At 45.1% G+C, this 21,731-nt stretch carries 18 protein-coding genes and 1 pseudogene; 5 read left to right on the forward strand and 14 right to left on the reverse strand.

All coding sequences use genetic code 11. The features are described from left to right. Positions 1–50 precede the first annotated feature (50 nt). The 5 genes and pseudogenes from BTA35_RS17880 to BTA35_RS03580 all read left to right on the forward strand — a co-directional run bounded on the left by BTA35_RS17880 (position 51) and on the right by BTA35_RS03580 (position 3,828). Positions 51–191, forward strand: a complete 141-nt coding sequence (locus tag BTA35_RS17880) for a hypothetical protein (RefSeq protein ID WP_161489872.1) — start codon at positions 51–53, stop codon at positions 189–191. A 143-nt stretch (positions 192–334) separates the two neighbouring features. Next, entirely contained in the window at positions 335–1,009 is a 675-nt protein-coding gene (locus BTA35_RS03565) for a formyl transferase (protein WP_077243023.1), read from the forward strand. A gap of 4 nt (positions 1,010–1,013) precedes the next feature. Then, positions 1,014–2,063: a pseudaminic acid synthase gene (gene pseI / locus BTA35_RS03570; RefSeq protein ID WP_077243024.1), complete on the forward strand. Its 1,050-nt coding sequence runs from the start codon at positions 1,014–1,016 to the stop codon at positions 2,061–2,063. Beyond that, complete coding sequence (locus BTA35_RS03575) at positions 2,056–2,727, forward strand: PIG-L deacetylase family protein (protein ID WP_077243025.1); 672 nt, start codon at positions 2,056–2,058, stop codon at positions 2,725–2,727. Before pseI ends, BTA35_RS03575 begins: the two co-directional genes overlap by 8 nt. Before the next feature lie 100 nt (positions 2,728–2,827). Then, positions 2,828–3,828 (forward strand): annotated as a pseudogene (locus BTA35_RS03580) (IS30 family transposase). Positions 3,829–4,036: 208 nt separating this feature from the next. Here BTA35_RS03580 and BTA35_RS03585 read toward each other — a convergent pair. From BTA35_RS03585 to flgL, 14 genes are all read right to left on the reverse strand, one after another. Next, positions 4,037–4,348 carry a hypothetical protein gene (locus tag BTA35_RS03585; protein WP_077243026.1) on the reverse strand — a complete coding sequence of 104 codons (312 nt, stop codon included), beginning with the start codon at positions 4,346–4,348 and terminating at the stop codon, positions 4,037–4,039. A 13-nt stretch (positions 4,349–4,361) separates the two neighbouring features. After that, on the reverse strand, positions 4,362–6,536 hold the full coding sequence (locus tag BTA35_RS03590; protein WP_077243027.1) for a motility associated factor glycosyltransferase family protein: 2,175 nt from the start codon (positions 6,534–6,536) through the stop codon (positions 4,362–4,364). Beyond that, complete coding sequence (gene fliS / locus BTA35_RS03595) at positions 6,526–6,963, reverse strand: flagellar export chaperone FliS (protein ID WP_077243028.1); 438 nt, start codon at positions 6,961–6,963, stop codon at positions 6,526–6,528. The genes BTA35_RS03590 and fliS overlap by 11 nt, the downstream gene beginning before the upstream one ends. Before the next feature lie 11 nt (positions 6,964–6,974). Beyond that, positions 6,975–8,636, reverse strand: coding sequence for a flagellar filament capping protein FliD (fliD, locus tag BTA35_RS03600; RefSeq protein ID WP_077243029.1), 1,662 nt, complete (start codon positions 8,634–8,636; stop codon positions 6,975–6,977). A gap of 46 nt (positions 8,637–8,682) precedes the next feature. Then, on the reverse strand, positions 8,683–9,117 hold the full coding sequence (locus tag BTA35_RS03605; protein ID WP_077243030.1) for a flagellar protein FlaG: 435 nt from the start codon (positions 9,115–9,117) through the stop codon (positions 8,683–8,685). A gap of 160 nt (positions 9,118–9,277) precedes the next feature. After that, positions 9,278–10,471 carry a flagellin N-terminal helical domain-containing protein gene (locus BTA35_RS18660; RefSeq protein WP_077243031.1) on the reverse strand — a complete coding sequence of 398 codons (1,194 nt, stop codon included), beginning with the start codon at positions 10,469–10,471 and terminating at the stop codon, positions 9,278–9,280. 183 nt (positions 10,472–10,654) lie between these two features. Beyond that, positions 10,655–11,857 carry a flagellin N-terminal helical domain-containing protein gene (locus BTA35_RS18375; RefSeq protein WP_077243032.1) on the reverse strand — a complete coding sequence of 401 codons (1,203 nt, stop codon included), beginning with the start codon at positions 11,855–11,857 and terminating at the stop codon, positions 10,655–10,657. A gap of 179 nt (positions 11,858–12,036) precedes the next feature. After that, positions 12,037–13,209: a flagellin N-terminal helical domain-containing protein gene (locus BTA35_RS18380; RefSeq protein WP_077243033.1), complete on the reverse strand. Its 1,173-nt coding sequence runs from the start codon at positions 13,207–13,209 to the stop codon at positions 12,037–12,039. Positions 13,210–13,392: 183 nt separating this feature from the next. Further along, the gene (locus BTA35_RS18665) at positions 13,393–14,586 is read right to left on the reverse strand and encodes a flagellin N-terminal helical domain-containing protein (RefSeq protein ID WP_077243034.1); all 1,194 of its coding nucleotides are present in this window, start codon (positions 14,584–14,586) and stop codon (positions 13,393–13,395) included. Between the two features lie 183 nt (positions 14,587–14,769). Then, positions 14,770–15,972: a flagellin N-terminal helical domain-containing protein gene (locus tag BTA35_RS18390; protein WP_077243032.1), complete on the reverse strand. Its 1,203-nt coding sequence runs from the start codon at positions 15,970–15,972 to the stop codon at positions 14,770–14,772. Positions 15,973–16,151: 179 nt separating this feature from the next. Further along, positions 16,152–17,324, reverse strand: coding sequence for a flagellin N-terminal helical domain-containing protein (locus tag BTA35_RS18395; protein WP_077243033.1), 1,173 nt, complete (start codon positions 17,322–17,324; stop codon positions 16,152–16,154). 183 nt (positions 17,325–17,507) lie between these two features. Then, positions 17,508–18,671 (reverse strand): flagellin N-terminal helical domain-containing protein, encoded by a 1,164-nt coding sequence (locus BTA35_RS03640; protein ID WP_077243035.1) that lies wholly within the window; start codon positions 18,669–18,671, stop codon positions 17,508–17,510. A 244-nt stretch (positions 18,672–18,915) separates the two neighbouring features. Continuing rightward, on the reverse strand, positions 18,916–20,082 hold the full coding sequence (locus BTA35_RS03645) for a flagellin N-terminal helical domain-containing protein (protein ID WP_077243036.1): 1,167 nt from the start codon (positions 20,080–20,082) through the stop codon (positions 18,916–18,918). Between the two features lie 362 nt (positions 20,083–20,444). Next, positions 20,445–21,728 carry a flagellar hook-associated protein FlgL gene (gene flgL / locus BTA35_RS03650; RefSeq protein WP_077243037.1) on the reverse strand — a complete coding sequence of 428 codons (1,284 nt, stop codon included), beginning with the start codon at positions 21,726–21,728 and terminating at the stop codon, positions 20,445–20,447. Between the last annotated feature and the right edge of the window lie 3 nt (positions 21,729–21,731).

Below are 21,731 nucleotides of genomic sequence, written 5' to 3' on the forward strand. Positions count from 1 at the left end.
TTAACAATAAGCAAAGTCAATACCTTGCAGTAAGGCAGGATAAAAAGTTAGTGGGTGTTATTTATTTTAACCAAATCGACCTTGAAGAAAAGACAGAATATTTTGGGCTTTATGCTAGATTATTTAAACCAGCAAGAGACGTAGATCGATTATTGGAAGAGATGAGTATGTTTTATGCTAAAAATATTTAGCAATTGAAGGCATTAAATTTAGAAGCATTTATAAATAATACGAGAGCAATAAATTTGTATATTAATCCCGAGCTTATTGAAACAGACCGTTTGCAAAAAAATGGTATTTAAATATTATCTATGAGTAAGAGTTTATAATAAAGATGGATTATTTAGTTGCTGCTGTAGGTGAGTGGAATAAAAGCCTTTTTGAACTAAATTCAAAAAAATTAGAAGGTAGTTGGTATTTTGTATCGACACCTGATGAGCTTAATAGTAAGTTAGAAAAAGGATTGAAACCTCGCTATATATTTTTCCCCCATTGGCGTTGGATAGTACCTGAAAACATACTCAATCAATACGAGTGTGTGTGTTTTCATATGACTGATGTTCCTTATGGTCGTGGCGGTTCACCTTTACAAAACCTTATTATTAGAGGCCACCAAGAGACAATTTTAACAGCCCTAAAAATGGAAAAAAGCTTAGATACAGGGCCAGTTTACTTTAAGAAACCATTAACACTAGCTGGTACAGCTCACGAAATTTATGTTAGAGCATCTAAACTAACCTGGGAAATAATCAAAGAAATGGTTCTGCATGAACCCTTACCCAAGCCACAAGCAGGTGATCCTGTAGTTTTCAATCGAAGAAAACCTAGCCAGAGTGAAATTGAACCAAACTTATCTCTTGAGCAACTCTATGACCATATTCGTATGCTAGACGCACCGAACTATCCCAAAGCATTTCTTAATAAAGATAGCTATTACCTAGAGTTTCAAGATGCCAAACTGGAAGGCAATGAACTAGTCGCAACGGTAAAAATTCAAATTAAAAGGTAGATGTATGTCTTATATTGAAATTGATGATCGAAAAATAGGTCAAGGCTATCAGCCCTATATTCTGGCAGAGTTATCTGCTAACCATAATGGTGTTCTACAAAAAGCTCTAGATACGATTACACAAGCTAAAAATTGTGGTGCTGATGCAATTAAACTTCAAACCTATTCAGCAGATACCATGACCATAGATTGTGACTCAGAAGAATTTATGATTAAAGGCGGTTTATGGGGTGGTTGTAAGTTATATGACTTATATAAATGGGCACAAACACCTTTTGAGTGGCACAAGGCAATGTTTGACCATGCACGTAATATAGGTATTACCTGCTTTTCAACACCTTTTGACGAAACAGCGGTTGATTTACTGGAAGATATGAATGTACCTGCATACAAAGTTGCATCCTTTGAAGCAACAGATTTACCACTCATTCGCTATATAGCTTCGACAAAAAAGCCCATGATTATGTCAACGGGTATGGCTAATTTTGAAGAAATATCTGAAATGGTAGCCACTGCAAAAGAGGCAGGATGCCAAGATTTAATTGTATTGCACTGTTTAAGCAGTTATCCAGCACCGGTAGAGCAGTCAAACTTATTAACCATTCCAGACTTACGTAAAAAGCTTAATGTTCAAATAGGTTTGTCAGATCACACCATTACAAACACAGCATCAATTGCGGCTACTGCCTTGGGTGCTACGCTGATTGAAAAACACTTTATTCTTGATAGAAATGATAAGGGACCAGATTCTGAGTTTTCAATAGAACCTGCTGAGTTAACATCATTAGTTGAACAAACCAAAGATGCTTGGCTATCGCTTGGAGAAGCTGGCTACGAAAGAAAGCCAGCAGAAGAAGCGAATGTTAAATTCAGGCGATCAGTATATTTTGTTAAAGATATGCAAGCTGGTGAACCTATTACCCCCGATTCAATTCGCCGTATTCGTCCTGGCTTTGGCTTAGCCCCTAAGTATGAGCAGGATATTATTGGTAAGCACTTAAAAATAGCCGTTACCCGTGGCACCCCCACCAGTTGGGATTTATTTGATGAGTAAAACAGTGTTAGTAGTCGCCGCCCACACTGACGATGAAGCTCTTGGCTGTGGTGGAGCAATTGCTAGGCATGTTGCAGAAGGCGAGCAAGTACACCTACTATTTATGACCGATGGCGTAGGCTCACGTGAGGTTATAGCAGCAGAAGCAACGGAAAGATTAACAGCAGCACAACAAGCTGCCAAAGTTTTAGGTGTTAGCTCTTTTACTAACCTAAACTTTCCAGATAATCGAATGGACTCAGTGTCACTTCTTGATATCGTGCAAAAACTAGAAGCTGTAATCAATGAAGTTCAGCCTGAGGTTATCTATACCCACCATAATGGCGACCTGAATATTGATCACAGAATAACACATCAAGCCGTTATGACAGCCTGCCGTCCTGTTCCAGGCAGTCCAATTAAAGAAATCTATGCCTTTGAAGTGTTGTCTGCGACTGAATGGAATACTCCGGGCTTTGCTCCATTCATTCCAAATGTCTTTATTGATATATCAGGTTATATTGATATAAAAATGCAGTCTATTGAGGCATATTCTCTTGAGATGCGACCCGCTCCACACTCTCGTTCGATAGAAAATGTCAAAAGGTTAGCAGAGTTCCGTGGTAGCTCAGTCGGAATTGAAGCCGCTGAGGCGATGATGGCAGTTAGGCTAGTTGTTGGCTGATATTATGTGGCGCCACATGCCTTGTACAGGTTTGACTAATCTAGGGCTAGCAGCCAATTCTGAGTGCAACACCTAATCCAATATCGGATAAGGTGTTGTTATGACTTACAAAGAACTCAACATAGAGGAGCGCGCCACTCTTCAAGTTGGCTTGCTCAATAATCTCAGCCTGCGGCGTATTGCTCGTCTCATGGGTCGAAGTCCGTCTACTATCAGTCGAGAGATTCGTCGGAATCAGCTCCCTGATGGACGATATGAAGCACCAAAAGCTCAGGTTAACCGCTTGGCTCGAAGAGCTGCTTGCTGCCCGAGTAAAAAGCTTATTCAGGGTGAGGGGCTGTTTGAACTGGTCATTTTAATGCTGCGCAAGAAGTTCTCTCCACAGCAGATTGCGGGTAACCTTAGACACATGAAACTACCCGGATATGAAGACAGCTACGTCTGTCGAGAGACGATTTACAACCCAATTTATGCATTGCCTGTTGGTGAGCTGCGCAAAGAGCTGATTCATTGTTTACGGCAAGGAAAAACGACACGGAGGCGTTGATCGCAGAGGTCAGATTCCTGAAGTGGTCAGTATTCACTAGACCGCCAGAAATTGAAGATCGCCTGATGCCAGGTCATTGGGAGCGCGATCTCATCAAAGGTAAAAACAACGCTTCTGCTGTCGGAACACTGGTTGAACGCACCAGCGGTTATCTCATATTGGTCAAAATGAACGATGCAACAGCCACATCAGCTGTTAAGGGCTTCAGTGCCGCCTTAAATGGTATGCCTCTGAAACTCCGTAAAAGTATGACCTATGACCAAGGTAAAGAAATGGCCAAGCATGCGGAAATCACGCAACGTACGGGTGTGGCGATCTATTTTTGTGATCCACACAGTCCATGGCAACGGGGTAGCAATGAGAATATCAATGGCCTGATCCGCCAATATTTACCGAAAGGAACAGATCTGACAGTGCATAGCCAGGAGCAATTGGATGCGATTGCTTATGAGTTGAACATTAGGCCTCGGCAGCGTTTTGAATACCGTTGCCCAATTGAAGTGATAAGTGATGTGATGGCTCAGGAATATAATGACACCACATCAGTGCAATAGCGTGTTGCACTCAGAGTCTGCAACTGCCCATTTAAAATACTTATCAGCTATTGTAAATGGCCAAGCGGCGGGAGAAGCTGGGCCTCTTTCTTATTTTCTCCCGTTTTCAAATCGAAGGATACCCCAGATATAAGTAACTTCTGCGCTACTTTCAGTGGCAGTATTAAATATACACCCCGGGAGCCATCCTCCGTATATAGACATTACGTCAAACTTTCTTATAGGCCGAAATACCCCGATTTCCCCTGGCAAGTTTGCCAGTCTCATCGGCTAAAGCACTCCGCTTCTTTTTGGCCATTTTAAGGATATCCATGATATCAGAAACCAGGTGATCACCTTCTTCTTTTACCAAGGCCTTATCAACATCACTCATCTGCGTAAGTGTCTCAGAAAAAAAGACCTGTAAGTCTCTTTCAAGTTTATCACCACTTGTGGAGACAGCATCCCAATCATCCTTTTCAGCGAGAGCATGAATTTCCTGTGCAGCATCTCTTAGCTGCCGCCAGTCATCTAACCCCATAGCTTAGCTCCTCCTAGTCGAACATGTCATACCGGGATTCTTGATCCCAGTCCAAACAATGATCCCTGAAGTCAACTTTAACATCCTCAAAAAATAACTTGAGTTGCTCAAACTGGCCATTTAATGACTCCAGAACAGCGTCTTTAGGCCCGGGAAGCATAGCCGTTGACGTAATCAGGCTTAACATGTAGAGCAGAGAACCATCAAATAATGAGTATAGCCATGCATGTTGATCATCCAACACTTGATCACTATGAAACTCTTGTATAAAACGATCTGTTAACACAAAAGCCTGTGGTATCTCCGTGACAGGCGATATCATATTAATAGCATAGTCACAGGCCTGATCTACCCGATCCTTAACCAACTCCAGATTTTCTAACAAATGATCTGTATGTGACTCAGGACTAAAGCTGAAAAAAGCAGCAAAAACATCATCCATAAGCTTCTGCTTTTCAGAAGGAACGCTCAGAGAATCAAGCTCAATATCCTCACTACGAAGAGGCGTAGTACCTTCAATCAGGGCACCATCACTACAGTTATGAAAGTTCAGGGTACCTTGCATAGTGTAGTTCCAGCCTGAAAGAACAGCTTCCAACTCCCTCTTAAACATCGGGTAAAAGCCAGAAGAATAAACTTCTTTATCATCAAAGTTTGACTCATACACTTCCGAGTTTTTCTTAAACTTAAAGTTCTCAGCTACATCTTTCTTAAGATATTGATAGCTACTATCTTTAGAGTGGTGTTTCGTTATATCAACCGACCCCATATCTGTGCCAAAGAAATAAAAATCTTTGAACCCCATAACAACCAGAGAGGTCACCGCAGAGTGGACACAACTCGGTGCCAGTCGAGGAAGAATAGCAAGACCTTTATTGGGCAAGGCGTAATTAAGGAATGAAGAACCTGTTTCAATGTCCTTTAAGACCATCCCTTTTTTCTTAAATAATTCAGCAACACCCGGGTGAACCTGAGATACTTGAATGAGGGTAATGTCCTTCAGCGCATCAGAGAAATTTTCAATGCCATCAGAAGATTTTTTGATCCAGCATGTAACACTAGCTGTACGTTCTAACTCTACATGAAAATCAGGCTTTACTTTATTTTTAAGCAGTGTTCTTAGAGAAGAACCACAACTAACGACAACAAACCTATCTTGATGACTCCTAATAAACTCAAGATCCAGATCCAAGGAGGGGCCATTGCCTATGATCATAACGGGCAAATCACTCTGATCTAGAGTTTTCTTCAACTCTCTATTAGAAGCCAGAATAGGTATATTCGCTTTGAAGTTACCAATAGTATGCGCCAAGCTGTAACGCGAGTCGTCGTAAAAGCCAAAGCCTGACAGATAACTATAGCTGATAGCCTCTTTTAGGTTTTTAAAAAGATCTTTATAAGCATCTTTATAAAAAGCCGAGTATAAGTATGCACCGGCTACATTGTGGCGACCACTAGCTGAAACCAAAGAAGACACTTCATTAAGAAGTAATTTATGGTCTTTTTCGACAATGACATGCAACCGGAAATCATTATCTACTGCTTTTTCTAATATCGACTTCCAGTCCAGAAGTTGCAATGAAGCATAAAAAACATCAGGATCAGGCTCAATAACATAGAAATGCTTAATATCATGACTGGCATACAGCTTTTCAATATCAAAGCCCATACCAACAGAAAAGCAAAACATAGCATTCACAAAACCAGGCAACTGGTGATCAATATTAACTTCTGATTCAGCTAATTCTTTGTTATCTTTTGACTGTGAACTTATCAGATTAAGTAACTTTTCACCAATAGTACTTAATGCTGAGAATTGAAATTTAGCCAGTTTCTTAAGATGAGAAGAATGAATATAGTTAACCTTATCACCAACAGCCTTCTTTTCATCTCCAGGCAAAATAAAGAAAGGCCGCTGAACAGGAGCCTTAACATACCCACTAAGATTTTCTAAGCATTGTTGAACAGGGTTCTGCCCATATAACAGAATTTCAGATGGTCGGTCAAAAAGATTAATATTTCCATCAGCATCATAAATCAGGAATATATTTTCTTCTTTGTAGTCAGAGAATTTGGTGTAAATACTCGGAAGATATTGCTTAAACGCCTCCAGATTATCGGTAAGCCGCTTTTCAATAAAAGCGGCTACTAACTCCTGATCTGAAAACGAGTTAGTTTTATCCTGCATCAATACTCACCATTGGCTCATTAGATCTCTGGTTCTCTGCTTCAATCACAGCATCCGCCGGTATTGAATCCCATCCAGCTTTAATTTCACCCATAACTTTCTCTGCAGCTTCAACTTTTTCAATACTCATCTCAGCAGATGCTGAAATAAGCTGATTCAGGCAGAAGTCATATAAAGCTAAAAGATTATCGGAAACTTCTTTATTCTTGTCCGACTGCAGGCTTGCGGCCAATGTTGTGATAATCGCCTGCGCCTTGGATATATGGAACGATTTCTTCTCATAATCTTTATTTTCAATTGCGACTTTCGCCTGCTTAAGGAAAATCATACAGCCGTCAATTAACTTCTTAGTCACTTGGTAAGGGGAAGCCCCCTCTAAACCACTTTCCACACTAACATTTTTATACTTACTGATTGCCCTGTTCATACAAAACTCCTTTAACTTGAGGATATACCAGATAACGCTGCTAGTTGCGGCTGAATTTGAGCCATAATAGCATTCATTTGAGCCATAGATGTATCCAGAGCTGTAAACTGTTGTTGCAGAGTCTCTCTGTAGCTTTCAATATACCGGGCATGGGCTTCGTACTGCTCTTCAAGATCATCCAGCTGTTCCTGGAAAGAGTCTTCCTGGCCTTTGATAATTCCAGTGATACCGACATAATTGTCAATCTGATCACTGATCAGATCACCAATCCCCTCACTTGAAACCGCTCCGGCACCGGCAAAAAGCTTCTGCATGCCATCAAGATTATTCAACGCATCATCAAGTCGGTCACTGTCCGTAGCTAAGGTGCCATCAGCTTCAATCTCAAGGCCGATGGAGTAAAGAGTATCCATCCCCGGATCTGCACCATCAACCTGCTGAGTAATCAAACCGTTTAACACCGACTCAACATTACGCACAATAGGGTCATTTGAAAGCTTACCAGCGGTGTAGTTCCCATCTTCATCCACCGTACCTTTCAGCTCATTCATTGTTTCCCGAAGCTTGTTATAAGCACTGGCGAAGGCCTGAACTTTAGATTTCACATCACCGGTATTTTCACCTACGGTAACACCTGCAGTTTCTACATCAGTAGTCCCTGTACCAGGTGACTGCTTCAGGGCAGTAATCGTCAGTCCTGCGACAGCACTGTCAAATTCATTACTATCATTGGTAATAGAGACACCGTCTACTTTAATCTCGGCATCCGTCGCAAGAGACGTCATGCTCATATCACCCGTAGTGGCAAGCTCTGTAATCCCAGTAACACTAAGGTCGTTACCAGTACCGGTTACTGAAGACTGATACACCAAACGGCCATCGATGATATTGGCAATAACACCAAAATTGTCATCTGCACTGTTAACGGCTGCAACAATATCATCCAGCGTTTCATCGCCCGTCAGGGAGACATCAAACGTTTTGCCATCTGCCGCAAAAGAAAGTGTGCCACTCAGGTTGGCATCTTTTGCACTCGCAGCTTTCTCAGACATAGAGCCTGCGGTCGTAAAACTGCTCATATCTGCATCACCACTGGTGACTGTTAGTGCCTCACCAGTACCTTCCGCATAGTACTCCAGGCGCCCATCAGTAATTCTCGCGCCAATACCAGAGAGAGCCGCAATACTATCTTTAATATCACTCAACGAATCACCGGCACCGACTGTAATATCAACCGCCGTACCACTGTCAATCTGAAAAGATAGCGTTCCGGACTTACCCAGCGCTGAAGAGGTATCCGCGAAACTGTCACTTTGGTACATAACCGAGCGCCAGTCAGATGTTACTTTGCTTCCACTGGCCAGACTGACAACTTCAATATCATAGGATGAAGCAACAGCGTTAGTATCAGACTCTACCTTAACAAGATCGCCGCTACTGGGCTGAGTTAAAGTAGGTGTCATTGTGGTAAACAATGATGCATCTTTAAGATCATCTGCGGCAGTTTGAAAGTCAGACATCATACTCTTAAGAATGCCCAAACCCGATAGCGAATCTTCTGCCAGAATCTCACGTGTCCCCAGCTGCTCTACTTTGGACTGGGATGCAACATTAACCAGCCCTTCAAGCATTGTTGACAAATCAAGCCCGGAACCAATTCCTAAAAAGTTCATGTCGATCTCCTAATGACGCCATACGCCATTTTAATACGCCAGTGAATTAAACTTCATCCGAAAACAAGCTAAATGATTGAGCTGCTGCGCCTGATAAAAACTCTTTCATCACTTCATCAAGACGTTTAGCAATCTCTATCGTCTGCTCTGAAGGAATCTGCCGAATCACTTCGTCAGTATCCTTATCTACAACCTTAACAACAACCTGTTGTAGCTCTTTTTCCACCTGAAGACGCAGACTAACCTGCTGAATTTCAGCATATTGATTAACCTTGTCAACAGCATCCTGAAGCTCTTTCTCCCGATCACTATTGCCACCTTGGCCCGCCATAGCAGACTTCAGGTCATCAACAGCTGATGTTCGGGCATTATCGAGCTTAGCTCCTGCCTCTGTTGTTGCTCTACTGACATCAACACCGGCAGTTTTTTGCCGCAATTCATAGCCTTGTGCAAAGGCATCATTAGAACCATCAACTTTCATGCCAATTCCTCCTAAGCCTTTCGGCTAAAAACTTCATTAATATAACTATCGGCCAGCAAGGGCAAAACTTAAACACCCACCCACAAACAAGAAGAATATTTACCAGGACAAAAAAATCCCGCCGAAGCGGGATTCTTTGATCTTGCTGGCGTTATATCTATTAACGCAGCAGCGACAGTGCGGTCTGCGGCAGCTGGTTCGCCTGAGACAGAATAGTCGTTGATGCCTGCTGGATGATCTGATTACGAGTCAGCTCAGCGGTTTCAGCAGCAAAGTCGGTATCCTGAATACGGGAACGGGAGTCCGACACGTTTACAACAGCTGTGGTGTTGTTACGTACCGTTGAGGTCAGACCGTTCTGCTCTGCACCCAGCTTAGCACGCTGAGAGTCAACCTGAGTGATCAGGCCGCTCATGGCATCCAGCAGAGTATCTGTGAGGTGGCCTGTGATCTTGTCAAGTTGCGCATCACTGAAGCCACCAACTGAATCAATATTGGCGGCAGTATCAATAGTGAAAGCACCTGCAATCGCTGTCGCAACATGGGAAGCATTACCGCCAGATACACGGCCAGGCTCTTCAGTAAGCAGCTTAGTCAGGTTATCGATATTGATCTCAGCGCCTTGGTCAGTCTTGGTACCATAGTCTGCCACTGTGATCGAATCGCCTGTGCCAAAACCAAACAGCGCCTGGTTAGCAGCAGAAATATTGGAAGTACCTGTCACTGCAGCATAAGCTGCTACCATATCACCCAGTGCACCGTACTGGCCGATATTCCCAACTGACATTGCTGACATTTTCAGAGTAGCGGTTGCGCCACTGCTACGGCCATACTCACCGAATAAAGCAGTAAGTTCAGCATTACCTGTGGTTACAGTATCCTGTTCACCAGCCTGGGCACCGGATTGAATCTGGAAACCGGACTCAGGGGAGTCACCGTTCAGAATCTTCAGTGTGCCGTAAGCAGTACGATCTGCAATGTCATTATTTACATTCAGCAGCTTAGTAAACTCCTGACCCAGTGCACTGCGGTCATCAGAAGACAGAGTACGGTTACCGCCTTGTACGACCAGCTGACGCATACGCTGGATGTTATTGGTCACTTCGCCCAGAGCACCTTCAGCAATCTGCGCAATAGAGATACCATCATTGGCGTTACGGCTTGCCTGGTTCAGACCGGTGATCTGAGTGGTCAGACGATCAGAAATCTGCAGGCCTGCTGCATCATCACGAGCACTGTTGATACGGCTACCGGAAGACAGCTTCTCAAAGGAGCTGTTCATGCGATCCGTTACGTTAGACAGGTTTTTCTGACCGTTCAGTGCAGAAACGTTAGTATTTACATATAAAGCCATGGGTACACCCCTTAAACTTCCATTAAAAAATAAAAAACTAATGCAATCCTAAAATCCAGACCACTTAAGCTTCTGTGAATACTATATCGACCCTGTTCAGCATTCCTTGAATAAATTCATCCCTTTTAAAACAAAAAAATCCCGCCGAAGCGGGATTCTTTAATCTTACCGGCGTTAAATCGATTAACGCAGCAGCGATAGTGCCGTTTGTGGCAGCTGGTTCGCCTGAGACAGAATAGTCGTTGATGCCTGCTGGATGATCTGGTTACGAGTCAGCTCAGCAGTTTCAGCAGCAAAGTCGGTATCCTGAATACGAGAACGGGAATCCGACACGTTTACAACAGCCGTGGTGTTGTTACGTACCGTTGAAGTCAGACCGTTCTGCTCTGCACCCAGCTTAGCACGCTGAGAGTCAACCTGAGTGATCAAGCCACTCATGGCATCCAGCAGAGTATCCGTAACAAAGCCGTGGGCAGTATTGACTTGAGCATCCGTTAAACCACCATCAGATGCATCAGCGATTGCGGCCATGTTCGTTAGCCCCATAGCGGCAAGCATATTATTACCCAGACCCGCAGCGATGTTGCTCACATTTGCCAGTCCGGAGCCCGCTTCCGTTTCGGCTTCCAGAAGTTTAGCGAAATTGGCAACATTAACCTCAATACCACCGCCCTGATTCGTGCCTATTTCATTGGCTTGAATTGAGCCAGTCGTTGTACCAAACAACTCAGTTGCAGCCGTCGTAATGTTCGACTGCCCCGTAACAACAGCATAAGCTGCAACAATCTTACCTAAGGTGCCATAGTTTTGCAGGTTACCACTCATAGCGGACATGTTCAGAGTAATATTTTCTTTCTTGGCGATCTCTCCAAACAGCGCCGTTAACTCAGCATTACCTGTAGTCACTGTATCCTGTTCACCTGCCTGGGCACCGGACTGGATCTGGAAACCAGACTCAGGGGAGTCACCGTTCAGGATTTTCAGTGTGCCGTAAGCGGTACGATCTGCAATATCGTTGTTTACATTCAGCAGCTTAGTAAATTCCTGACTTAGGGCACTGCGGTCATCTTCAGACAGCGTACGGTTACCGCCTTGCACGACCAGCTGACGCATACGCTGGATATTATTGGTCACTTCACCCAGAGCACCTTCAGCAATCTGCGCAATAGAGATACCATCGTTGGCGTTACGGCTTGCCTGGTTCAGGCCGGTGATCTGAGTGGTCAGACGATCAGAAATCTGCAGACCTGCTGCATCATCACGGGCACTATTGATGCGGCTACCGGAAGACAGCTTCTCAAAGGAGCTGTTCATACGATCCGTTACATTAGACAGGTTTTTCTGACCATTCAGTGCAGAAACGTTAGTATTTACATATAAAGCCATGGGTATCCCCTTAAACTTCCATTAAAAAATCACTAAAAACCATGCGTGATCCATAAAACTACAACCACATTAGTTTCTGTAAATACTATATCGACCCTCTGCCCAAATCCTTTAATTAATTTACCTTTTAAAAAAAATCCCGCCGGAGCGGGATTTTTATTTTACTGGCGTTAAATCGATTAACGCAGCAGAGACAGTGCTGTCTGTGGCAGCTGGTTCGCCTGAGACAGAATAGTCGTTGATGCCTGCTGAATGATCTGATTACGAGTCAGCTCAGCGGTTTCAGCAGCAAAATCGGTATCCTGAATACGGGAACGGGAGTCCGACACGTTTACAACAGCCGTGGTGTTGTTACGTACCGTTGACGTCAGACCGTTCTGCTCTGCACCCAGCTTAGCACGCTGCTTATCAACCTGAGTGATCAGGCCGCTCATAGCATCCAGCATAGTATCCGTTGCAAAGCTGTTAATGCTATTAACTTGGGCATCAGAGAAGCCAGTAGAAATTGCACCTACACCACTCATACCTACCAAGGCACCAAATGCAGTAGCAGTATTAGAGTTACCATCTGCAGCAACAGCCTGATCGGACAAGATCTTAGTCAGCTCATCGATATCAACTTTAGCAGTACCGCCATTGTTAGTACCCAGTTCATTCGCTGCAACAGAGCCTGTACGGGTACCAAAGATAGCATCAGCAGCTGCGGCCATATCAGACTCACCAGTTACTGCAGCATAAGCGATAACCAGCTTACCTAAAGTACCGAAACTGGTTGCTGTGGTCGTACTAATTGCAGACAGCTTACCAGTGATACCTTCATCATCTGCAATTTTACCAAACAGCGCACTTAGCTGAGCATTACCGGTAGTTACAGTATCCTGTTCACCCGCCTGAGCACCGGATTGAATCTGGAAACCGGACTCAGGGGAGTCACCGTTCAGGATCTTCAGCGTGCCGTAAGCGGTACGATCTGCAATATCATTATTCACGCCCAGAAGCTTAGTAAACTCCTGACCCAGTGCACTACGATCATCTTCCGACAACGTGCGGTTACCGCCTTGGACAACCAGCTGACGCATACGTTGGATGTTATTGGTCACTTCACCCAGAGCACCTTCAGCAATCTGTGCAATAGAGATACCATCATTGGCGTTACGGCTTGCCTGGTTCAGACCGGTGATCTGAGTGGTCAGACGATCAGAAATCTGCAGACCTGCTGCATCATCACGAGCACTGTTGATACGGCTACCGGAAGACAGCTTCTCAAAGGAGCTGTTCATGCGATCCGTTACGTTAGACAGGTTTTTCTGGCCGTTCAGTGCAGAAACGTTAGTATTTACATATAAAGCCATGGGTACACCCCTTAAACTTCCATTAAAAATTAAAAAACTAATGCAATCCTAAAATTAAGACCGCTTAAGCTTCTGTGAATACTATATCGACCCTGTTCAGCATTCCTTGAGTAAATTCATCACTTTTAAAACAAAAAAATCCCGCCGAAGCGGGATTCTTTAATCTTACTGGCGTTAAATCGATTAACCCAGCAGCGACAGTGCTGTCTGTGGCAGCTGGTTTGCCTGAGACAGAATAGTCGTTGATGCCTGCTGGATGATCTGATTACGAGTCAGCTCAGCGGTTTCAGCAGCAAAGTCGGTATCCTGAATACGGGAACGGGAGTCCGACACGTTTACAACAGCTGTGGTGTTGTTACGTACCGTTGAGGTCAGACCGTTCTGCTCTGCACCCAGCTTAGCACGCTGAGAGTCAACCTGAGTGATCAGGCCGCTCATGGCATCCAGCAGAGTATCTGTGAGGTGGCCTGTGATCTTGTCAAGTTGCGCATCACTGAAGCCACCAACTGAATCAATATTGGCGGCAGTATCAATAGTGAAAGCACCTGCAATCGCTGTCGCAACATGGGAAGCATTACCGCCAGATACACGGCCAGGCTCTTCAGTAAGCAGCTTAGTCAGGTTATCGATATTGATCTCAGCGCCTTGGTCAGTCTTGGTACCATAGTCTGCCACTGTGATCGAATCGCCTGTGCCAAAACCAAACAGCGCCTGGTTAGCAGCAGAAATATTGGAAGTACCTGTCACTGCAGCATAAGCTGCTACCATATCACCCAGTGCACCGTACTGGCCGATATTCCCAACTGACATTGCTGACATTTTCAGAGTAGCGGTTGCGCCACTGCTACGGCCATACTCACCGAATAAAGCAGTAAGTTCAGCATTACCTGTGGTTACAGTATCCTGTTCACCAGCCTGGGCACCGGATTGAATCTGGAAACCGGACTCAGGGGAGTCACCGTTCAGAATCTTCAGTGTGCCGTAAGCAGTACGATCTGCAATGTCATTATTTACATTCAGCAGCTTAGTAAACTCCTGACCCAGTGCACTGCGGTCATCAGAAGACAGAGTACGGTTACCGCCTTGTACGACCAGCTGACGCATACGCTGGATGTTATTGGTCACTTCGCCCAGAGCACCTTCAGCAATCTGCGCAATAGAGATACCATCATTGGCGTTACGGCTTGCCTGGTTCAGACCGGTGATCTGAGTGGTCAGACGATCAGAAATCTGCAGGCCTGCTGCATCATCACGAGCACTGTTGATACGGCTACCGGAAGACAGCTTCTCAAAGGAGCTGTTCATGCGATCCGTTACGTTAGACAGGTTTTTCTGACCGTTCAGTGCAGAAACGTTAGTATTTACATATAAAGCCATGGGTACACCCCTTAAACTTCCATTAAAAAATAAAAAACTAATGCAATCCTAAAATCCAGACCACTTAAGCTTCTGTGAATACTATATCGACCCTGTTCAGCATTCCTTGAATAAATTCATCCCTTTTAAAACAAAAAAATCCCGCCGAAGCGGGATTCTTTAATCTTACCGGCGTTAAATCGATTAACGCAGCAGCGATAGTGCCGTTTGTGGCAGCTGGTTCGCCTGAGACAGAATAGTCGTTGATGCCTGCTGGATGATCTGGTTACGAGTCAGCTCAGCAGTTTCAGCAGCAAAGTCGGTATCCTGAATACGAGAACGGGAATCCGACACGTTTACAACAGCCGTGGTGTTGTTACGTACCGTTGAAGTCAGACCGTTCTGCTCTGCACCCAGCTTAGCACGCTGAGAGTCAACCTGAGTGATCAAGCCACTCATGGCATCCAGCAGAGTATCCGTAACAAAGCCGTGGGCAGTATTGACTTGAGCATCCGTTAAACCACCATCAGATGCATCAGCGATTGCGGCCATGTTCGTTAGCCCCATAGCGGCAAGCATATTATTACCCAGACCCGCAGCGATGTTGCTCACATTTGCCAGTCCGGAGCCCGCTTCCGTTTCGGCTTCCAGAAGTTTAGCGAAATTGGCAACATTAACCTCAATACCACCGCCCTGATTCGTGCCTATTTCATTGGCTTGAATTGAGCCAGTCGTTGTACCAAACAACTCAGTTGCAGCCGTCGTAATGTTCGACTGCCCCGTAACAACAGCATAAGCTGCAACAATCTTACCTAAGGTGCCATAGTTTTGCAGGTTACCACTCATAGCGGACATGTTCAGAGTAATATTTTCTTTCTTGGCGATCTCTCCAAACAGCGCCGTTAACTCAGCATTACCTGTAGTCACTGTATCCTGTTCACCTGCCTGGGCACCGGACTGGATCTGGAAACCAGACTCAGGGGAGTCACCGTTCAGGATTTTCAGTGTGCCGTAAGCGGTACGATCTGCAATATCGTTGTTTACATTCAGCAGCTTAGTAAATTCCTGACTTAGGGCACTGCGGTCATCTTCAGACAGCGTACGGTTACCGCCTTGCACGACCAGCTGACGCATACGCTGGATATTATTGGTCACTTCACCCAGAGCACCTTCAGCAATCTGCGCAATAGAGATACCATCGTTGGCGTTACGGCTTGCCTGGTTCAGGCCGGTGATCTGAGTGGTCAGACGATCAGAAATCTGCAGACCTGCTGCATCATCACGGGCACTATTGATGCGGCTACCGGAAGACAGCTTCTCAAAGGAGCTGTTCATACGATCCGTTACATTAGACAGGTTTTTCTGACCATTCAGTGCAGAAACGTTAGTATTTACATATAAAGCCATGGGTATCCCCTTAAACTTCCATTAAAAAATCACTAAAAACCATGCGTGATCCATAAAACTACAACCACATTAGTTTCTGTAAATACTATATCGACCCTCTGCCCAAATCCTTTAATTAATTTACCTTTTAAAAAAAATCCCGCCGGAGCGGGATTTTTATTTTACTGGCGTTAAATCGATTAACGCAGCAGAGACAGTGCTGTCTGTGGCAGCTGGTTCGCCTGAGACAGAATAGTCGTTGATGCCTGCTGAATGATCTGATTACGAGTCAGCTCAGCGGTTTCAGCAGCAAAATCGGTATCCTGAATACGGGAACGGGAGTCCGACACGTTTACAACAGCCGTGGTGTTGTTACGTACCGTTGACGTCAGACCGTTCTGCTCTGCACCCAGCTTAGCACGCTGCTTATCAACCTGAGTGATCAGGCCGCTCATAGCATCCAGCATAGTATCCGTTGCAAAGCTGTTAATGCTATTAACTTGGGCATCAGAGAAGCCAGTAGAAATTGCACCTACACCACTCATACCTACCAAGGCACCAAATGCAGTAGCAGTATTAGAGTTACCATCTGCAGCAACAGCCTGATCGGACAAGATCTTAGTCAGCTCATCGATATCAACTTTAGCAGTACCGCCATTGTTAGTACCCAGTTCATTCGCTGCAACAGAGCCTGTACGGGTACCAAAGATAGCATCAGCAGCTGCGGCCATATCAGACTCACCAGTTACTGCAGCATAAGCGATAACCAGCTTACCTAAAGTACCGAAACTGGTTGCTGTGGTCGTACTAATTGCAGACAGCTTACCAGTGATACCTTCATCATCTGCAATTTTACCAAACAGCGCACTTAGCTGAGCATTACCGGTAGTTACAGTATCCTGTTCACCCGCCTGAGCACCGGATTGAATCTGGAAACCGGACTCAGGGGAGTCACCGTTCAGGATCTTCAGCGTGCCGTAAGCGGTACGATCTGCAATATCATTATTCACGCCCAGAAGCTTAGTAAACTCCTGACCCAGTGCACTACGATCATCTTCCGACAACGTGCGGTTACCGCCTTGGACAACCAGCTGACGCATACGTTGGATGTTATTGGTCACTTCACCCAGAGCACCTTCAGCAATCTGTGCAATAGAGATACCATCATTGGCGTTACGGCTTGCCTGGTTCAGACCGGTGATCTGAGTGGTCAGACGATCAGAAATCTGCAGACCTGCTGCATCATCACGAGCACTGTTGATACGGCTACCGGAAGACAGCTTCTCAAAGGAGCTGTTCATGCGATCCGTTACGTTAGACAGGTTTTTCTGGCCGTTCAGTGCAGAAACGTTAGTATTTACATATAAAGCCATGGGTACACCCCTTAAACTTCCATTAAAAATTAAAAAACTAATGCAATCCTAAAATTAAGACCGCTTAAGCTTCTGTGAATACTATATCGACCCTGTTCAGCATTCCTTGAGTAAATTCATCACTTTTAAAACAAAAAAATCCCGCCGAAGCGGGATTCTTTAATCTTACTGGCGTTAAATCGATTAACCCAGCAGCGACAGTGCTGTCTGTGGCAGCTGGTTTGCCTGAGACAGAATAGTCGTTGATGCCTGCTGAATAATCTGGTTACGAGTCAGCTCAGCGGTTTCAGCAGCAAAGTCGGTATCCTGAATACGGGAACGGGAATCCGACACGTTTACAACAGCTGTGGTGTTGTTACGTACTGTTGAAGTCAAACCGTTCTGCTCTGCACCCAGCTTAGCGCGCTGAGAGTCAACCTGAGTAATCAGGCCACTCATCGCATCCAGCAGAGTATCTGTTGCGAAGCCATGAACTTCATTAAGCTGTGCATCAGTATAGCCTTCACTCACCGTACCAGTGATGCCAACTGTAGTTTGCACATTGGCAATAGCCATAATGTTTGACGCTGTAGCAGAAGAGGACGTTGCCTCACCTTCAAGAATCGTAGCCAGTGCAGCAATATTCACTACACCAGACACACCATTCTTGCCAAGCTCTGCGATTTTACCTTCACGGTTAGAGCCAAACAGAGCATCAGTAGCTACACCAGTACTCACATTGTTAATAACGGCGTAAGCTGCAACCATCTTACCTAGAGTACCTGCAGTATTAAAGCCTGTACTTAGTGTAGACAGATCACCCGTTACACCTTCAGCTTCTGCAACTCCACCAAACAGGGCTGCAAGTTCAGCATTACCTGTAGTTACCACATCCTGCTCACCCGCCTGAGCACCGGACTGGATCTGGAAACCCGATTCAGGAGAATCACCGTTCAGGATCTTCAGCGTGCCGTAAGCAGTACGATCTGCAATATCGTTGTTTACCTCCAGCAGCTTAGTAAATTCCTGGCTCAATGCTGAACGATCATCAGCAGACAGAGTACGGTTACCGCCCTGGACAACCAGCTGACGCATACGCTGGATATTATTGGTCACTTCACCCAGAGCACCTTCAGCGATCTGTGCAATAGAGATACCATCGTTGGCGTTACGGCTAGCCTGGTTCAGACCGGTGATCTGAGTGGTCAGGCGATCAGAAATCTGCAGACCTGCTGCATCATCACGCGCACTGTTAATACGGCTACCGGAAGACAGCTTCTCAAAGGAGCTATTCATACGGTCCGTTACATTCGACAGGTTTTTCTGGCCGTTCAGTGCAGAAACGTTAGTATTTACATATAAAGCCATGGGTATCACCTTAAACTTTTATAATAAGATCATAAATCAGCATGCTATGCGGCATATAATGGTATACATCAACCACATTAGCTTTGTGATATTTATTATCGGCTCCGCTAAAAAAAACTTTAGTATTTTTTACTCCAGAATAAAAAAACCCTGACTCATAAGAATCAGGGTTTTAATTCAGATCACAGGCAAAGATTTGCCGCAATATGCAAACCTTTGTCAGTAGCCGACCTGCAAAGCAAGATTAGCCTAACAGAGTCAATGCAGTCTGTGGCAACTGATTTGCCTGAGACAAAATAGTCGTTGATGCCTGCTGAATAATCTGATTACGGGTCAGCTCAGCGGTTTCAGCAGCAAAGTCAGTATCCTGAATACGCGAGCGGGAATCAGAAACATTTACTACGGCTGTAGTGTTATTACGAATCACAGAGGTCAGGCCATTCTGCTCCGCACCTAACTTAGCACGCTGCTTATCAACCTGAGTGATCAGGTTGCTCATAGAATCAAGCAGGGTATCGGTTGCAAAAGCGTGGATGGTATTCAGTTCATCACCGGTCAGGACATCTGACCCGGTGCTTACCAGCCCCATAAAGCCAAGAGCAGCACTAATTGTGGACAGAGTAGTAAAACCACCACTACCGGCAGCTTCCTGAGTCAGAACTTTAGTTAGCTCTTCAACGTTAATGGTTGCAGTACCACGCTCCCCAAGATTGTTTGCAGCAGAAACATTGGCTCGTGGACCAACAATAGCGCTGGCTGCCACAGCAATATCCGACTCACCGGTAACGGCCATGTAGGCACCAATGATCTCACCCAGAGTACCGTATTGTGACAAGCCATTGGCACTCATATCAGACAGAACACCCGTGATACCTTCATCAGTCAACACACCACCAAACAAAGCAGTCAGCTTAGCATTACCGGTTGTAATGGTATCCTGCTCACCGGCATGGGCACCGGTCTGAATCTGAAAACCTGCATCAGGAGAGTCTTCGTTCAGCAGTTTCTGTGTACCATATGAAGTCCGTTCTGCAATGCCATTATTAACATCTAACAGCTTAGCAAACTCCTGCCCAAGAGCATCACGATCCTCGGTTGCCAAAGTCCGGTTACCACCTTGCACCACCAACTGACGCATACGTTGAATATTATTGGTGACTTCACCGAGAGCACCCTCAGCAATCTGAGCAATAGAAATACCATCATTAGCATTTCGTGTAGCCTGCTCCAAACCAATCACCTGCGTGGTCAGACGGTCTGAAATCTGAAGACCTGCCGCATCATCCTTTGCACTGTTAATACGACTACCGGAGGACAGCTTCTCAAAAGAACTGTTCATCCGTGCAGTAACATCACTCAGATTCTTCTGACCATTCAGTGCGGCCACGTTAGTATTTACAAATAGAGCCATATTCAGTCCCTTCCGTTTTTTCAGGTATTGGACACGCAGCCTTAAAAAGCCGCAAATCAATTTAATGTCAGGCGCAGCTACCTGCGGTAAAACGCCTGAGCTTGCCTTACAAAAATAAAAGCAAACTACGTGCCAACTAAAAACCCATTTAAATTCAATAAGTTATATAATCCTACTTAAACAAACCAAGCAATCAGTGCCTTTAAAATGAGCTAAGCGGCAAGACCGGACAGCAATAGGGAAAAAATTAGCCGGTATAGATGCAAAAAGGCCGCTCATTTGAGCGGCCTTCTTAGATCCGGCAATATAAATCCGCAAACATATTCCCTAAGACAGGGTGCGGGGTTATCCAGCCCCAAGAATTAACTAATATAGTTAAACAAACTCATCGAGGCTGTCTTACTGAAGGTTTGCTGGGATGCCTGCAAAGCTGTTTGCTCGAGAACAAATCGACCAATGGCTTCGGCGTAATCCAGATCCTCCAGGTTGCTCACCTGCTCCTTCAGATAAAGTTCAACACTGACATTATTGCCACCGATTGCATCAATACTGTTACGGCGAGTACCGTGCTCTGTGCGGGCAACTTCTACACTGTTTAGCCAGCTATCTATATCATTGAGCGATGCGGCCAGCATATCCGTGTCTTTTTCTGCGCCAGTAAAATCTTCCAGTGTTTCAGCCAAACGCTGCATACCCGTCAGCATATCCTGTTTTTCATTATTGACGCGCAGGGTGAAGCTCTCACCAGCAACAGGTGTAGGGTCAGCGGGAGGTCCAGGGTTAGCAGGGATACTAAGATCAAGATTGCCTACAGAAGCATCAGCGCCACTGTTCAAATGATTTTCAAGATCCGCTAAGGTGCCGCCTGTAATAATAGGCGTTCCAGTGGGATCCGTGACATTAATAGTCACCGGGTACTCTGGCGGCGCACCAGCCGCAGCACCAACGGCAGTAATTTCAATCTGATAGTCACCAATCTGACTCCCTTTCAGAAAAGCCTGCGTGCCAGCAACGGCAAAGTCGGCACCACTGGCATTAGCTGCATCTGGATAGCTGCTGACCGGGCTATTAGCAAAAAGCGCTGACTCAATATCCTCGAAAATCTCTTTACCGGTCATATTCAGTGGCGACCGAACACTATCAGAGATCTGCACGGAGCGCTCCTGATCATCGCCCTGATATTCATAACTGCCATCAGCTTGCTTAGCAAAAGGAGCCGTATCTACTTTACTACCAGAAAAAATATAATTACCTTGCTCATCCTTGGTATTAACCAGTTTTTCAAGCTGGTCGGTAATCTCCCGAATCTCCAGACCGATAGTCTTACGACCATCATCACCAAGCGTATCATTATTTGCCTGGATCATTAACTGGCGAACACGCTGCAAACGGTTATGGATCGTATCCAGTGTTGACTCACTGATCTGCAGACTTTTCTCAGCATAATCGATATTTTTGCCATACTGCTCGATATTCGCCAGCTTATTTTTAGCATTAAATGCCAGCGTGCTGGCAACGGGGTCATCGGAAGGTGTCAGTACACGCTTCCCCGTACCTAACTGCTGCGACGTATAAAACATGTCCGTCTGCTTCTGCAGAATACTGTTGGTATTGTTATAATTGATCAAAGAGGTTGATACACGCATTTT

Source organism: Oceanospirillum linum (assembly GCF_001995095.2).
Lineage (GTDB): Bacteria > Pseudomonadota > Gammaproteobacteria > Pseudomonadales > Halomonadaceae > Oceanospirillum > Oceanospirillum linum.

Coding starts and splice junctions, on each gene's coding strand:
- pseI (WP_077243024.1), top strand. CDS start 1,014: ATGTCTTATATTGAAATTGATGATCGAAAAATAGGTCAAGGCTATCAG.
- BTA35_RS18380 (WP_077243033.1), bottom strand. CDS start 13,209: ATGGCTTTATATGTAAATACTAACGTTTCTGCACTGAACGGCCAGAAA.
- BTA35_RS03605 (WP_077243030.1), bottom strand. CDS start 9,117: ATGAAAGTTGATGGTTCTAATGATGCCTTTGCACAAGGCTATGAATTG.
- BTA35_RS03640 (WP_077243035.1), bottom strand. CDS start 18,671: ATGGCTTTATATGTAAATACTAACGTTTCTGCACTGAACGGCCAGAAA.
- fliD (WP_077243029.1), bottom strand. CDS start 8,636: ATGAACTTTTTAGGAATTGGTTCCGGGCTTGATTTGTCAACAATGCTT.
- BTA35_RS03565 (WP_077243023.1), top strand. CDS start 335: ATGGATTATTTAGTTGCTGCTGTAGGTGAGTGGAATAAAAGCCTTTTT.
- BTA35_RS03645 (WP_077243036.1), bottom strand. CDS start 20,082: ATGGCTCTATTTGTAAATACTAACGTGGCCGCACTGAATGGTCAGAAG.
- fliS (WP_077243028.1), bottom strand. CDS start 6,963: ATGAACAGGGCAATCAGTAAGTATAAAAATGTTAGTGTGGAAAGTGGT.
- BTA35_RS18375 (WP_077243032.1), bottom strand. CDS start 11,857: ATGGCTTTATATGTAAATACTAACGTTTCTGCACTGAATGGTCAGAAA.
- BTA35_RS18665 (WP_077243034.1), bottom strand. CDS start 14,586: ATGGCTTTATATGTAAATACTAACGTTTCTGCACTGAACGGTCAGAAA.
- BTA35_RS18395 (WP_077243033.1), bottom strand. CDS start 17,324: ATGGCTTTATATGTAAATACTAACGTTTCTGCACTGAACGGCCAGAAA.
- BTA35_RS03575 (WP_077243025.1), top strand. CDS start 2,056: ATGAGTAAAACAGTGTTAGTAGTCGCCGCCCACACTGACGATGAAGCT.
- flgL (WP_077243037.1), bottom strand. CDS start 21,728: ATGCGTGTATCAACCTCTTTGATCAATTATAACAATACCAACAGTATT.
- BTA35_RS18660 (WP_077243031.1), bottom strand. CDS start 10,471: ATGGCTTTATATGTAAATACTAACGTTTCTGCACTGAACGGTCAGAAA.
- BTA35_RS18390 (WP_077243032.1), bottom strand. CDS start 15,972: ATGGCTTTATATGTAAATACTAACGTTTCTGCACTGAATGGTCAGAAA.
- BTA35_RS03590 (WP_077243027.1), bottom strand. CDS start 6,536: ATGCAGGATAAAACTAACTCGTTTTCAGATCAGGAGTTAGTAGCCGCT.
- BTA35_RS03585 (WP_077243026.1), bottom strand. CDS start 4,348: ATGGGGTTAGATGACTGGCGGCAGCTAAGAGATGCTGCACAGGAAATT.